The following is a 14570-nucleotide window of genomic DNA, read 5'->3' as shown; positions in this document are numbered from 1 at the left end:
AGAACAAATGAGCAATTCATATGGAATTGATATGGGAACCAATAACCTTAAAATTTATAGCAGCAACAGCAGTGAGATCATCAATGTGAAAAATACCATCGCCATTGTAGACAAAGATCAGATGTATGCCTATGGCGATGATGCATATTCTATGTATGAGAAGGCACCGGAGACGATCGCTGTCTCATTTCCGATCGTATCTGGTGTGATCGCTGATTTTGATAATATGCAGACCATGTTATTTGAGGTCTTAGAAAAGAAAGCAAAGGCAAGGATCAAGGGATCGGACATCGTGGTTGCCGTTCCTACCGACATCACAGAGGTAGAAAAAAAGGCATTTTACGATATGTTTGCCCGTTCCAAGACCAAGCCACACAGTGTGCTTTTATGTGAAAAGCCACTGGCAGATGCCATTGGTATGGATCTGGATATCACAGAACCGACCGGTGTCATGGTCGTTGATTTTGGTGCCGATACGACAGAGATCTCTGTGATTTCCCTGGGCGGACTGGTACTGACAGAATTATTGCCATTTGGCGGCAATCATCTGGATGATGCCATCGTGACACACATGAAGCGCAAGTTTAATCTTTTGATCGGACGCAAGACAGCCTGTCAGTTAAAAGAGAATATCGGCAGTGCAATGCCTGGCAAAGAGGCTTCTATGACGGTAGTCGGACGTGATGTGGTAAGCGGTCTGCCGATCGAAATGGAAGTGCAGGCATCTACCGTTTATGACGGTATCAAGTCTGATCTGGAAAATCTTTGCAATTCCATCAAGATGATCTTGGAGAAGGTTCCGCCGGAACTCGCAAAAGATATCGTGTATTCCGGTATTTATCTGACCGGTGGCAGTGCAGCCATCGCAGATCTTTCCGATCTGTTCACAGAAGTGACAAACATTAAGGTTAATGTTAGTGAGCATGCAAAAGAGACAACGGCTCTGGGACTGGAAAAAGTTTTGACAGATGCCAAATACAAACGCTTTGGCTATAGTATGCGAACAAGAATTTTTAAATAAAGGTAGGATTTTATGAAGCGCAGAGGAAAATCTTCTTTTCCAAGTAAATATGTTTTATTGCTTTTGACTGTGATCTGTATCATGCTGCTCTTTGCCGGCTATGCGACCGGTTATGCTGGAGAACCGATACGGACCATCTGTAACTATGTCTTTGTGCCAATGCAAAAGGGCTTGGACTATGTGGGTGAATCTATCTCCATCAACAGTGATGATACCAAGACCAAGGAGCAGTTGATCGCAGAGAATGAGCAGTTACAGGAGCAGATAGACGAACTTTCCACACAACTGACCAATACCAGATTGCAGCAATCCGAACTGGATACTTTGCGGGAGTTATATGATCTGGATCAGACTTATGCAGACTACAAGACGACCGGGGCACACGTGATCGGCAAGGGAACCAGCAACTGGTTTAATACCTTTACGATCGACAAAGGCTCCAAGGATGGGATCAAGGTAGATATGAACGTCATCGCAGGAAGCGGACTGGTCGGCATCGTGACAGATGTGGGCAAGAATTATGCGGTAGTACGTGCTATTATCGACGACACCAGCAATGTCAGCGGTATGATCTTATCCAACAATGACAACTGTATCGTATCCGGTAATCTCAAGTCCATGACGGAATCCAACATGATCACTTTTTCTAATTTAGAAGACAGTGAGGATAAGGTTTCCACAGGAGATTCTGTTGTTACCAGCAACATCAGTGACAAGTATCTGCCAGGACTTTTGATCGGCTATGTGACAGATATCACAGAGGACAATAACAATCTGACCAAATCGGGCGAGATCACACCGGTGGTCGATTTTAAACATTTACAGGATGTGCTTGTGATCACGCAGTTAAAGGAGACAGGTAAGTAGTCATGGAGATCAAGGGTATCATAAAATATATTCTTGTGGTTCTTGCTATCGTCATTGTAGGATTTTTATTGCAGACGACCGTGTTCCCACACGTGGAACTGGCAGGTGTCACACCCAATATCATGGTCATCATCATCACTTCTTACGGATTGATGCGAGGACGCAAACAAGGGATGATCATAGGCTTTTGCAGTGGACTGATTTTGGATTTCTTTAGCGGTACGACTTTTGGATTATATGCGATCCTCTATCTTTATCTGGGATTTTTGTGTGGTCTGTTCAAAAAGCTCTTCTTTGGTGATGATATCAAATTACCGCTTGCCGTGATCGGTCTGAGTGACCTGATCTATGGGATTGCAGTCTTTGTCGTTCTGTTTTTATTCCGTGGAAGATACGACTTCCTCTTTTATCTGACCAACCTTATTTTACCGGAGGTCACTTATACGATTTTGGTTGCCATCCCGATTTATTATGTCATCTTAAAGATCAATCAGCGATTGGACAAAGATAATAAAAGGAGTTCTAGAAAACTTGTTTGAGCAAATAAAAGATTTTTTGACGAATCGAATATTTACGTCGCGTTTGCGTGTATTGACGGCTGTTATGGTTTTGCTTGCGGGCATACTGATCACCCGTCTTTTTGTCTTGCAGATCGTCCGCGGTGCCGATTATCAGGAAAATTATGACCTGACTGTAGAAAAGGATGAGACGATCGCAGCGACCCGTGGCAACATATACGACTGCAATGGCAAACTCCTTGCCTACAATGAACTTGCCTACGCCATTACCATTGAAGACAACGGCACTTATGAGAACAGAAAAGACCGCAATAAAAAGATGAACCAGGAGATTTCTGACATCATCACCCATATCGAGGCGAACGGTGACAGTATTGACAATAATTTTGGTATTACGCGGTCTTCTTCCGGTCAATATTCCTTTGTCAATGACAGCGGCACAGCATTACAGCGTTTCCGTGCGGATGTTTTTGGACATGCAAGCATTGATGATCTGGAATACAATGACAAACTGGGATTTGATGAAGCGGAAGCCACACCGGATCAGATCATGGACTATCTGATGGGAGAGGAACGCTACAACATTTCCGACAAATATGATGGAGAAATGCGCTATAAGATCTGTATCGTGCGTTACAATATCGGACAGAATTCTTATCAGAAATATATTGCTACGACCATAGCCAGCAATGTCAGTGATGAGTCTGTTGCCTATATCAAGGAAAACAGCAATGAACTGACCGGCGTAGACATCAAGGAAACTTCGATCCGTAAATATGTAGACAGCGAGTATTTTGCACATATCATCGGTTATACCGGTACCATTTCTACTGATGAATACAACGAAAAAAAGAAGGATGACGATTCCGTCGAACTGACAGATGTAGTTGGTAAATCCGGCATCGAACAGGTCATGAACGATTATCTGTCCGGTACCAAGGGCAAACAAAAACTTTATGTAGACAGTGTCGGTAATCTGATCCAGGTATCGGATTATGAGGAGCCGGAATCCGGGGATGATGTCTATCTGTCGATCGACAAGGATCTACAGGAGGCGACCTACCGCGCTCTGGAAAAAGAGATCGCAAGTATTGTCTATTCCAAGATCGCCAATATCAAGACCTATCATACGACAGGAGAAGAATCGGATATCATGATCCCGGTCTATGATGTCTATCATTCCTTTATCAATAACAACCTGATCGATACCTCAAAGTTTTCCGATGCGGATGCAACGGATACAGAGAGGTCAGTAAAGTCTGCTTATGATAAAAAGACAGCGGATGTATTCAGCCAGTTGCAAAGCCAGCTTAAGCCGACCACCGGTACGGTCTATAAGGATCTGTCCGAGGAATATCAGGATTATGCGACTTACATTGTGACCTATCTGAAAAAACAGGGCATTTTTGATAAAGATGCGATCGACGCCTCGGATGAGATGCAGACCAAATGGACCAGTGAGTCTTTGAGTGTCAACGAATACTTACTCTATGCGATCGAGCAGAACTGGATCGACATTACAAAATATGCAAAAGATACCAAGTATGTGGATACGGATGAATTGTACGGTCTTTTGATTGACTATGTCTTGGATCAGTTGCAGACCGATGCATCTTTTGAAAAACTGGTCTACAAATATGCTATTCAGCAGGATATGATATCCGGCAACCAGTTGTGTGCTCTTTTATATGAGCAGGGCGTTCTGCCGGAGGATGATACGACACACGATGCACTCTTGTCTGGTCGTATCTCTGCTTACAGTTTTGTCTTGGATAAGATCAAGAACCTTGAGATCACACCGGGGCAGTTGGGACTGGATCCTTGTTCCGGATCTGCTGTCGTCATTGATTCAAAGACCGGCGAGGTTCTGGCTTGTGTCTCTTATCCGGGCTATGACAACAACAAACTGGCAAATTCGGTGGATTCTACCTATTATGCTTATCTGACCAACAGTAAGTCGGAACCGCTTTATAACCATGCGACTCAGCAGAAGACGGCACCGGGTTCTACCTACAAGATCGTCAGTGCGACCGCCGGGCTTGCAGAAAATGTCATTACGACTTCAACCCAGATCCTGGATCAGGGTAAGTTTGAAAAAGTCAGCAATAAACCGGAATGTTGGATCTATCCGCGAAGTACACATGGTCTGATCAATGTGGCTGAGGCATTGCGTTTTTCCTGCAACTATTTCTTTTATGAAGTGGGGTATGATCTGGCTGGTGGCAACAGCAATAATTATAATGACAGTCAGGGTATTGAAAAACTTGCCAAATATGCATCTATGTATGGCTTGGATTCCAAGACGGGCGTAGAGATCGATGAGTCTACGCCGACACCGGCAACGGAATTCCCAGTCATGGCTGCCATTGGTCAGTCTGATAACAACTTTACGACGATCTCATTGGCACGTTATATCACGGCAGTTTCCAACCGCGGAACTGTCTACGATCTGACACTTTTAGACCATGTGGAGGATCCGGCGAGCGGAGAGACCGTTGCAACATACAGTCCAGCTGTGAAAAATCAGATCACGGCATTGACGGACAGTGAATGGTCGACCTTAAATTCCGGCCTTCGTATGGTCGTAGAAGACCTGTCGGCATTTAAGGGAACCAGCGTTGCGGCAGCCGGAAAAACAGGTACGGCGCAGGAGTCCCTGCTTCGACCAAACCACGCTCTTTTTGTAGGATATGCACCATATACAGATCCGGAGATCGCGGTTGCGACCCGTATCGCACATGGATATGGATCCAGCAATGCATCCGTTGTTGCGGCTGAGATCATGTCTTATTACTTCGGCGAAAAGACGCTGGAAAACATTGCGGAGAGTGGTGCCAACACAGAGACTACCACCAACAGTGTGACAGATTAAAAGGGAGGCGCTTATGGTTAAAAAAGATTCTGTAGTGATCAAGAGCAGTCCTTATGGACTGACACTGGTTTTGGATCGGGAGATTTCTTTTGAACAATTAGTGCGGGAGATCTGCAAAAAATTTGCCACATCGCGCAGTTTCTTTGGAACTGCCACACTTGTGCTTTCCATTGAGGGGCGTCCGGTCAGTGCTGAGGAAGCCGCGGTCATCGTGGAGGCGATCCAGTTAAATTCGGACATTACGATTTCTTTGATCGAGGAAGACAACGAATTAAAGAATATCGAAATGAAAGAAAAAATCGACAGATTCTACTATGAAAATATTTATGAGAATGCTAAAATTATTATGGGTAGTGTGACAAAGAAGGATGTCGTGACGTCAGACGGAAGCATTGTGATCCTTGGTGATGTCAAGTCAAAGGCGAGTGTTCAGGCCGCCGGCAATGTCATCGTTATGGGCAGTCTGGAAGGCAGTGTTTATGCCGGTTATCCTGAGGATGACAAATGCTATATCGCTGCCAATCAGATCAATGCCGCTCACATGCAGATCGGCAAGGTCGCAGGCGATGTCAAGGTGGCGAGTAAATGGTCTTTCCGCTCCAGAAAGAGTGAGAGCGAGCCATATGCGGTCGTTGTCTGGGAACAGGAACTTCTGGCGGAGCCACTTCGGAGTGGACTATTAAAACATTTATAAGGAGATTTGTTGTGGGCGATGTGTTTATGGTCGCTTCGGGCAAGGGTGGCGTTGGAAAGACGACACTGTGTGCCATGCTTGGAAGCCAATTCGCACGCATGGATAAGACCGTTGTCATGTTGGATACAGACTTCGGACTAAGGAACCTCGACTTATATTTTCATTTGGAAAATAAGATCATATATAATCTGGTGGATGTATTAAAGGGCGTTTGTTCCTATCGGCAGGCTCTTTTACCACTGGATTCCAATCGTACATTTTATATTATGCCGGGCAGCAGGAATTATGATTTTTCCTTACCGGAAGATGCCTTTTCCTGCCTGATCGAAAAATTAAAGGCGCAGTTTGATATTGTCTTGATCGATACGCCGGCGGGGATCACGCCGATACATCAGGCTATGTTTCCCTATGTAGATCAGGCACTTGTGGTCGTGACCATGAGCCAGGCCTCTCTGGCTGATGCCTTATCCTTTTGCCATGTTCTGCAAAAGCAAGGACTTCCAGCCCGTCTTATTTTTAATCAGATGGGACCTGATATGGCAAAAAGACGCAACCGCAGCAGGCTGCAGGAGATGGCAAGACATGCCTTTCATGCAGAGTATTTGGGCAGTCTGCCCGATATGCATAAGAAATGCGCTATGCCGTCAGATTTTCTGATCCGGGGCAAGGAGATCCTGCCGATCTGTCGGACCATCCTGATGCCGGCAAAAGAGACAGAATAGAAGAGAGTAGTTTATGTTTCGAACTTACAAATTAAAAAATCTGAATATAAAATTGATCATCGGGATTCTGGCACTCACAATCCTGGGGATCTTGATCATCGGCTCTGCTGATGCGGACTACCAGAACAAGCAGATCTTAGGTATGATCCTTGGTATTATCGTCATGGGGATCGTGGCACTGATTGATTATGATTTTGTCCTACAGTTCTCGCGGCTTTACTATGTTGCCGTGATCGGACTTTTGGCTCTGGTTCTTTTGGTAGGAGATAGTTCCAAGGGCGCGACCCGTTGGATCGATGTTGGTATCCGTTTCCAGCCTTCGGAACTTGGAAAGGTTCTGCTGATCCTTTTCTTTGCCTCTTATCTGATGCGTAATGAGGATGAGATCAATAATCCTAAGTTTATCATCCAGACAGCGATCTTAGCAGCCATTCCACTGGCACTGATCGTAAAAGAGCCGGATCTGTCGACGACTATCGTTACCTTTTTGATCATTGCATCCCTTATGTTTGTGACCGGACTTAGTTACAAGTTGGTCGGCATTGTACTGGGGATCACGATCCCTGCCATTGCCATTTTACTTCTTGTCATTGTAAACAAGGGAAGTTCCATTTTACAGGGCTACCAGAGCCTGCGTATCTTGGCTTGGCTCAAACCGGAGGAATATCCCGAGACGGCTTACCAGCAGCAGAATTCCATCATGGCGATCGGATCCGGTCAGTTTTTTGGCAAGGGACTTTACAATAACAGTGTAGATTCCGTCAAGAACGGTAATTATATATCAGAGCCCCACACCGACTTTATCTTTTCGGTTGCCGGTGAGGAAATGGGATTTCTGGGCTCGGTCTTGATCATTTTATTACTTCTTTTTATTGTTTATGAATGTATCCAGACGGCAAAGGTGGCAAAAGATCTTTCCGGTAAGTTGATCTGCTCTGGTATGGCAGCCCTGGTCGGTTTCCAGTCTTTTGTAAATATCTGCGTTGTTACGGGACTTTTTCCAAATACCGGATTACCACTGCCTTTTGTCAGTTATGGTCTGACATCCCTGGTGACCATGTATTTTGGTATGGGATTTGTATTAAATGTTGGATTACAAGCGAAAAAATATTAAATTAGGGGGATTTGCATTATGAACATCGGTTTAGTAGCACATGATTCAAAGAAAAAATTAATGCAGAACTTTTGTATTGCCTATCGTGGGATTTTATCCAAAAATGACCTGTATGCCACAGGCACGACCGGAAGATTGATCGAAGAGGTGACCAATCTTTCCGTACATAAATATCTGGCAGGACATCTGGGAGGAACCCAGCAGTTGGCTGCACAGATCGAGCACAACGAGATCGACCTTGTGATCTTTTTGCGCGATCCGCTCACTGCCAAATCCCATGAGCCGGATGTCAACACGATCGCACGCTGTTGTGATGCCAACAATATCCCATTGGCAACGAATCTTGCGACAGCGGAACTTCTAATCAAATCCTTAGATAGAGGAGATCTTGAGTGGCGTGAAATGTATCGATAAACTGCTTTCCCTATTGTTAGTCGCCTGTCTTGGATTGGGGCTTGTCTCCTGCGGGAGTGAGAGCACTGATCAGACATCATATGATCTGGAGACGACTTCCTATCAATACGGGATCACAAAGGTCAATAATATATCGGATGTATCTTTTTACGGTAGCAATCTGTGTGTGACCGATCAGGACAATTTCGGGATCGATCAGGTGGATTCCCAGGTTGCCGGAGCCGGAGGCGTCTTTAATCTGGCGACCGGTCAGTGTACCTACGGACAGAATTTATTTGGCAAAATGTATCCGGCAAGCACGACCAAGATACTGACCTGTCTGGTTGCGATCGAGCAGGCAGACTTAGATACGCAGGTGACGGTCAGTGCCCATGCAGCCGACCAGACAGCGGATTCTTCCGTAGCCAATCTGGCGGAAGGGGATGCCATGACACTAAAAGACCTATTATATGGTCTGATGCTCCGCAGCGGTAATGATGCCGCTATCGCCATAGCAGAGACGATCGGTGGCAGTGAAGAAGGCTTTGCAAAGTTAATGAACGAAAAGGCAGCCGCACTTGGGGCAACACATTCCCATTTTGTGACACCGCACGGCTTACATGAGGACGATCATTATACGACCGTTTATGATATGTATCTGATTTTTCAGGCAGCCGTACAGAATGAGACTTTTTTACAGATCATCAGTACGCCGTCCTATGATGTCTCTTATACCGGGGCAGACGGGCAGGCAAAGTCACAGACCTGGGTTTCGACCAATCGTTATCTAAATGGCAAGGAGAGCGCACCGGCAGGGTTTACCGTAGTTGGCGGCAAGACCGGTACGACCTACGAAGCCGGCTATTGTCTGGTTCTTTACTCTTATAACGACCAGAACCAGCCGATCATTTCCATTGTATATAATTCAGATTGTACGCTGAATTTATATTATCTCATGAATGAATTGTTATATACATTCGGAGAAGCACCATCGTAAAGCACAGATAAGGAGTGGACGCTATGGTAGAGATTATTGTTGGAGAAAAAGGAACGGGAAAGACAAAGCACATGTTGGAACGCGTCAATCAGGAGATCAAAACAGTGCAGGGGACACTTGTTTACATTGATAAGAGTCCCAAATATATGTACCAGTTGGATTCTCGTGTGCGCATGATCAATATGCCGGATTATCCGATCAATGATACGGATGAACTGATCGGATTTTTATGTGGTGTGATCTCGCAGAACAATAGCATTGAGAAGATCTTTATTGATAGTTTTCTCACACTGGCATACATTGACACCTCAGAAGGACTTCGTCTGGCGATCGACAAGTTATCCGTGATCAGCAAGACATTCCATGTGAATTTTGTCCTCAGCATTTCACAAAAAGAGGAAAAATTGCCGGAAGAATTAAATGCAAAGATTTGTTTATCACTTTAGATAAAGGTATCAAAAAAGGTGTTCGTTATATGAGAACACCTTTTTACATGATAAAAGTTTAATTGGATCGGATTCTGCCATAGGCACTGATCATGTATAGTCCGCTCAGACCGACAAGGGCATATATGATACGTGATAGCCATGACATATTGCCAAAGATAAAGGCCACGAGGTCAAATTGGAAGAAGCCGATCAGCCCCCAGTTGATTGCACCGATGATTACAAGAGTGAGTAATGTATAATCTAAACCTTTCATGATAACCTCCTTTTTAGATAGTATGGGACAGGTAAGGCGCGATTATACATGCCAAGGAGCAGTTTTTTGAAAAGAAATGATAATATTATAAAATTTCATAAGCAGATACAGATCAATATCGGACTGATCATTTTTGGTATTATCTTTATTTATGTACTTTTCCATATCTTCAGTTATATGACTTCGGATAATATCACGGTCTACGAGGTACAGGAGGGGACGATCGCACAGAATTACATCTATCAGGCGCTGGCAATCCGTCAGGAGCAGGTTGTCAACGCGGATAGTTCCGGAGATATTTTTTATTATGCATCCAATCTGGATCAGGTAGGAGTCAAATCCAATATTTACTCTATTGACACTTCGGGAGAGATCACCAAGCAGTTAAAGAGCCATGCCACGGATACGACAGCACTGACGGATAATGATATGAGCCGCCTACAAAAGCAGATCGGTGATTTTGTCTATGATTATGACAGCAATCAGTTCCAGAAGGTCTATTCCTTTAAGTCAGATCTTTCTTCCAATCTGCAACAGTATTATAGCAATAGTCTCATGTCAGAGATTGCACCGCAGATCGAACAGGCGACGCAGGAAGGAAAATTTTCCATTTATACGGCACCGACCTCCGGTGTGGTCGTCTACCAGACGGATGGCTATGAGGGGCTGACATTGGATCAGGTCACATCAGAATCTTTTGATACGGGCAATCTTTCCGTGACCAATCTAAAAACGCAGGAGAGTGTAGAAGCAGGGAAACCGGCATATAAACTCATCACCTCCGACGACTGGAATATGATCATGCCGATCGACGAAGACCTGGTCAAGATCATCCAGGACGAGAAGATGGAATATATCGAGATCCGTTTTGCCGCGGACAATGCGACGACCTGGGCGGCATGCAGCATCACGGAAAAGGCAGGCGATTACTATCTGGTGCTGAGTCTGGATGATAGCGTTGCCCGTTATGGGGATTCCCGTTTTATCCCGATCGAACTTTTGTTAAATGAGGAGTCGGGGCTCAAGATTCCAAACAGTGCTATCGTGGAAAAAGAATTTTTCACTGTTCCGAAGGCTTATTTCTTTATGGGAAATGATTCCGATTCTTCCGGTCTGATGGTGCGGGATAAGAAGGGCGATTCGCAGTTCGTAGCACCAACGATCTATTATGAGACGGACGATTATTACTATATTGATTCCGAGGATGTCAAAAAGGATACCGTTATTTTAAAACCGGATTCGCAGGAAACCTACACCATCGGTTCTGAGACAGCATCTTTACAGGGCGTGTATAATATCAATAAGGGCTATGCGGTATTTAAGCAGATCAATATCTTATATCAGAACGAGGATTATGCCATTATCAGTACCGGCACGACCTATGGACTTTCCCTGTACGACCACATTGTGTTGCAGGGAGATCTGGTAAAGGAAAATCAGATCATTCGTTGATCAATCCATACATTTATTTTGAGGAGGAAAGGCATGTTAAAAGAAAATCTAAGAGAAGTTGAAGGACGCGTTGAGGCAGCATGTAAAAGAGCCGGACGCGATGTGAGTGAGGTTACACTGATCGCTGTAAGCAAGACCAAACCGGTAGAAGACTTACAGGAGATCTATGATGCCGGCAAACGTGATTTTGGCGAAAATAAAGTACAGGAATTGTGTGCAAAGATGGAAGTTATGCCACAGGACATCAAGTGGCATATGATCGGTCATTTGCAGCGTAACAAGGTCAAATATATTGTTGGCAATGTTGCCCTGATCCATTCGGTTGACAGTTTCCGCTTGGCGGAAGAGATCAATATTCAGGCAAAGAAAAAGGGTATTGTCGTACCGATCCTGGTAGAGGTCAACATCGCAGAAGAAGAAAGCAAGTTTGGTGTTACCAGAGAAGATGCCATGGAATTAGTCAGACAGATCGCAACACTGGATGCGATCGAGATCAAGGGTCTCATGACAATAGCACCATATGTTGTAGAGGCCGAGGAAAATCGCCCTTATTTTCGCAAAATAAAGGAGTTATCTGTTGACATAGCAAAACAAAACATTGATAATGTATCTATGGATATTCTGTCTATGGGAATGACGGGTGACTTTGAAGTTGCGATCGAAGAGGGAGCGACCATGGTGCGCGTCGGGACAGGAATCTTTGGCAAAAGAAATTATCAAAACACCTAAAGGATATTAGTTAAGGAGAGATAAATCATGGCTTTTTTTGATCGTATGCTTGATGTGATGAAATTAGGCGAAGATGAAGACGATTACTACGACGATGATGAGATGTATGATGACGACGATTATGATGATTACGATGATGACGATGATCATTCTATCTTCCATCTGTTCGGCAAGAAAGACGATGACGAGGATGAGGAAGAAGATGAGCAGCCTCGTGTAGTCAAGGCAAAGCCGACACCAAGTGTCAAGGAGAAACCGGCAGCCAAGGCTTCGTCAAAGATCACACCAATGCGCTCTAGTAGAAAGGGTAATAGTACAAATATGGAAGTATGTGTTATAAAGCCGTCTTCATTTGAAGATGCAAGAGAGATATCCGAAACATTATTGGCAGATCGTACCGTGATCTTAAATATGGAAGGTCTGGATCTTGGACTTGCCCAGCGTATCATTGACTTTACCTCAGGATGCTGCTATGCGATCGATGGCAACCTGCAAAAGGTAAGCAATTATATCTTTATCATTACCCCGGCAGCCGTTGATATTTCGGGTGATCTGCAGGGAATCGTGGATGCCTTTGACTTTTCCGGCATTCAGACAGGATTTTAGATCATGAGTAAAAGTGACAATCCGGATGAGATCCTACATCGCTTTTTAGATCTCGCCAATCAGGCAGACCGAAAAGGGATCGTATTATTTAGTAATTTCCTCAATATGTATGAAATTAACCTTTTACATCAGAATGAGAACCTTTTTTATACCGGGTTCTCATTATATGGAGGTTATCAGGAAGCAGAGCGTCAGATGGTAGCATTCCAGCCTGATGCTCTTTATTATAATTGGGAATATCCGATTTCCTGCGTGCAGGTAGAGCCACTCAACCATCGTTTTTCCGAGGATCTGTCCCATAGGGATATATTAGGGGCTTTGATGCACTTGGGTATCGACCGGTCTTTGATCGGAGATATCCTTATAAAGGATAAGTCGGCTTATATTTTCTGTGTAGAGAAGATGGCTGATTTTATCGCAAAGGAACTATACAAGATCAAACATACCCAGGTCATGACCCAGCGCGTAAAGCCTGTGGATCTGCATATTGAGATGCAGTACCGTACAGAAGAGGGCTTTATTGCCTCCAATCGTCTGGATGCTTTTGTGGCACAGGCATGCAAATTGTCCCGGGCGCAGGCAGCACAATTTATCCTGAGAGAGAATGTCTTTATTAACGGCGCACTTGTGACGAATCATAATCAGGGTTTAGCAGAGGGGGATGTCGTTTCCCTGCGTGGTCATGGCAAGTTACGTTTCGAGGCATTTTTAAATACAACAAAAAAGGGCAGACTGCATATAAGGTATGCCTGGTATGTATAAAAAGGAGAGACAGATATGGCACGACAGGTTCAGGTAAATTATCAGGAGAAACCCTGCTATAAGATCATTTTAAACCATTCTTTTGACGGATTTTTGGATGCGTTAGAGCAGGAAGGCATTTCCAGAGATCGGAAAATATGCATTGTCACAGACACTAACGTGGCAAAACTATACTTAAATGAAGTGACAGAGATCTGCAAAAATGCATTTCCAGTCGTCGAATACTTTGTATTTGATGCTGGCGAATCCTCTAAAAACATGGCTACAGTAGAGAAATTATATGAATATTTAATAAAAAGCCGCTTTGATCGCAAGGATTTGCTTCTGGCTTTGGGCGGTGGTGTTGTCGGTGACCTGACCGGATTTGCAGCCGCTACCTATTTACGTGGTATTGATTTTATCCAGATGCCAACGACCCTGCTTTCGCAGGTTGACAGCAGTATCGGAGGTAAGACCGGTGTAGACTTTTTACAATATAAAAATATGGTCGGTGCCTTTTATATGCCGCGTATGGTCTATATCAACATCCATAGTCTTTTGTCTCTGCCAAACTTACAATTTGCTTCCGGGATGGGAGAGATCATCAAACATGGACTGATCCGGGATGCATCTTATTATCAGTGGCTCAAAGATCATCAGGCTGCCATTCAGGCGCATGATGAGGATGTTCTGGAAGAAATGGTCTACGGTTCTTGTCTGATCAAGAAGAATGTGGTTGAGACTGATCCAAAGGAACAGGGCATACGTGCCTATTTGAATTTTGGCCATACCATAGGACATGCCATTGAAAAGATGTCTGATTTTTCTTTGTATCATGGGCAATGCGTGGCAATCGGTATGCACAGTGGAGCATATCTGTCTTTCAAACGGGGACATATCACAAAAGACCAGTATGAGGATATTTTGGCGATGATTCAAGGCTTTGATCTGCCGGTCAGTGTATCCGACTATGATGCAGGGGAGATCCTTGCCAACACCAAGTCCGATAAAAAGATGGTGGGCGATAAGATCAAATTTATTGTATTGGAAAAAATCGGGCAGGCAGCTATCGACATGACCTTTAGTGATCAGGAATTATTAGAGGGCATTCAGGTTCTACTTACAGATGAATGAGGTAACAG

16 protein-coding genes are annotated in these 14570 nt (G+C 44.3%); 15 read left to right on the top strand and 1 reads right to left on the bottom strand.

All coding sequences use genetic code 11. The features are described from left to right. Nucleotides 1-7: 7 nt before the first annotated feature. Genes mreB through DW183_RS06770 form a run of 10 tightly spaced genes read left to right on the top strand, consistent with a single transcriptional unit; the run spans nt 8 to nt 9644 of the window. Nucleotides 8-1021: a rod shape-determining protein gene (gene mreB, locus DW183_RS06815; protein ID WP_118281225.1), complete on the top strand. Its 1014-nt coding sequence runs from the start codon at nt 8-10 to the stop codon at nt 1019-1021. A gap of 12 nt (nt 1022-1033) precedes the next feature. Further along, nucleotides 1034-1888 (top strand): rod shape-determining protein MreC, encoded by an 855-nt coding sequence (mreC, locus tag DW183_RS06810; RefSeq protein WP_118281224.1) that lies wholly within the window; start codon nt 1034-1036, stop codon nt 1886-1888. A gap of 2 nt (nt 1889-1890) precedes the next feature. Next, on the top strand, nt 1891-2427 hold the full coding sequence (mreD, locus tag DW183_RS06805) for a rod shape-determining protein MreD (protein WP_118281223.1): 537 nt from the start codon (nt 1891-1893) through the stop codon (nt 2425-2427). Continuing rightward, on the top strand, nt 2420-5278 hold the full coding sequence (locus DW183_RS06800) for a penicillin-binding transpeptidase domain-containing protein (protein ID WP_243069528.1): 2859 nt from the start codon (nt 2420-2422) through the stop codon (nt 5276-5278). The genes mreD and DW183_RS06800 overlap by 8 nt, the downstream gene beginning before the upstream one ends. 13 nt (nt 5279-5291) lie before the next feature. Next, on the top strand, nt 5292-5972 hold the full coding sequence (locus tag DW183_RS06795) for a septum site-determining protein MinC (protein ID WP_118281222.1): 681 nt from the start codon (nt 5292-5294) through the stop codon (nt 5970-5972). 11 nt (nt 5973-5983) lie between these two features. Then, entirely contained in the window at nt 5984-6694 is a 711-nt protein-coding gene (locus DW183_RS06790; protein ID WP_118281221.1) for a nucleotide-binding protein, read from the top strand. A gap of 13 nt (nt 6695-6707) precedes the next feature. Continuing rightward, nucleotides 6708-7808, top strand: a complete 1101-nt coding sequence (locus DW183_RS06785; RefSeq protein WP_118281220.1) for an FtsW/RodA/SpoVE family cell cycle protein — start codon at nt 6708-6710, stop codon at nt 7806-7808. Between the two features lie 18 nt (nt 7809-7826). Further along, nucleotides 7827-8222: a methylglyoxal synthase gene (gene mgsA / locus DW183_RS06780; protein ID WP_118281219.1), complete on the top strand. Its 396-nt coding sequence runs from the start codon at nt 7827-7829 to the stop codon at nt 8220-8222. Then, nucleotides 8206-9198: a D-alanyl-D-alanine carboxypeptidase family protein gene (locus DW183_RS06775; protein WP_118281218.1), complete on the top strand. Its 993-nt coding sequence runs from the start codon at nt 8206-8208 to the stop codon at nt 9196-9198. The genes mgsA and DW183_RS06775 overlap by 17 nt, the downstream gene beginning before the upstream one ends. 23 nt (nt 9199-9221) lie before the next feature. Next, nucleotides 9222-9644, top strand: a complete 423-nt coding sequence (locus tag DW183_RS06770; protein WP_118281217.1) for a twitching motility protein PilT — start codon at nt 9222-9224, stop codon at nt 9642-9644. Between the two features lie 58 nt (nt 9645-9702). Here the strand turns inward: DW183_RS06770 and DW183_RS06765 are convergent, their stop codons facing one another. Continuing rightward, nucleotides 9703-9900 carry a DUF378 domain-containing protein gene (locus DW183_RS06765; protein WP_118281216.1) on the bottom strand — a complete coding sequence of 66 codons (198 nt, stop codon included), beginning with the start codon at nt 9898-9900 and terminating at the stop codon, nt 9703-9705. Between the two features lie 66 nt (nt 9901-9966). On the opposite strand from DW183_RS06765, the gene DW183_RS06760 reads away from it, so the two are divergent. The 5 genes from DW183_RS06760 to aroB are packed head-to-tail and all read left to right on the top strand — an operon-like array spanning nt 9967 to nt 14562. Continuing rightward, a complete protein-coding gene (locus DW183_RS06760; RefSeq protein WP_118281215.1) occupies nt 9967-11352 on the top strand; it encodes an HlyD family efflux transporter periplasmic adaptor subunit in 1386 nt (461 codons plus the stop codon). 33 nt (nt 11353-11385) lie between these two features. After that, nucleotides 11386-12081 (top strand): YggS family pyridoxal phosphate-dependent enzyme, encoded by a 696-nt coding sequence (locus tag DW183_RS06755; protein ID WP_118281214.1) that lies wholly within the window; start codon nt 11386-11388, stop codon nt 12079-12081. A 27-nt stretch (nt 12082-12108) separates the two neighbouring features. Then, nucleotides 12109-12687, top strand: a complete 579-nt coding sequence (locus DW183_RS06750; protein ID WP_118281213.1) for a cell division protein SepF — start codon at nt 12109-12111, stop codon at nt 12685-12687. 3 nt (nt 12688-12690) lie between these two features. Beyond that, nucleotides 12691-13449 carry a YlmH family RNA-binding protein gene (locus DW183_RS06745; RefSeq protein ID WP_118281212.1) on the top strand — a complete coding sequence of 253 codons (759 nt, stop codon included), beginning with the start codon at nt 12691-12693 and terminating at the stop codon, nt 13447-13449. Nucleotides 13450-13464: 15 nt separating this feature from the next. Continuing rightward, entirely contained in the window at nt 13465-14562 is a 1098-nt protein-coding gene (gene aroB, locus DW183_RS06740; RefSeq protein WP_118281211.1) for a 3-dehydroquinate synthase, read from the top strand. Nucleotides 14563-14570 lie beyond the last annotated feature (8 nt).

The sequence above is a fragment of the Roseburia sp. AM16-25 genome, from assembly GCF_003473825.1.
In the GTDB taxonomy this organism is placed as follows: Bacteria; Bacillota; Clostridia; order Lachnospirales; family Lachnospiraceae; genus Pararoseburia; species Pararoseburia lenta.
This window is presented reverse-complemented; position numbering and strand designations above follow the sequence as displayed.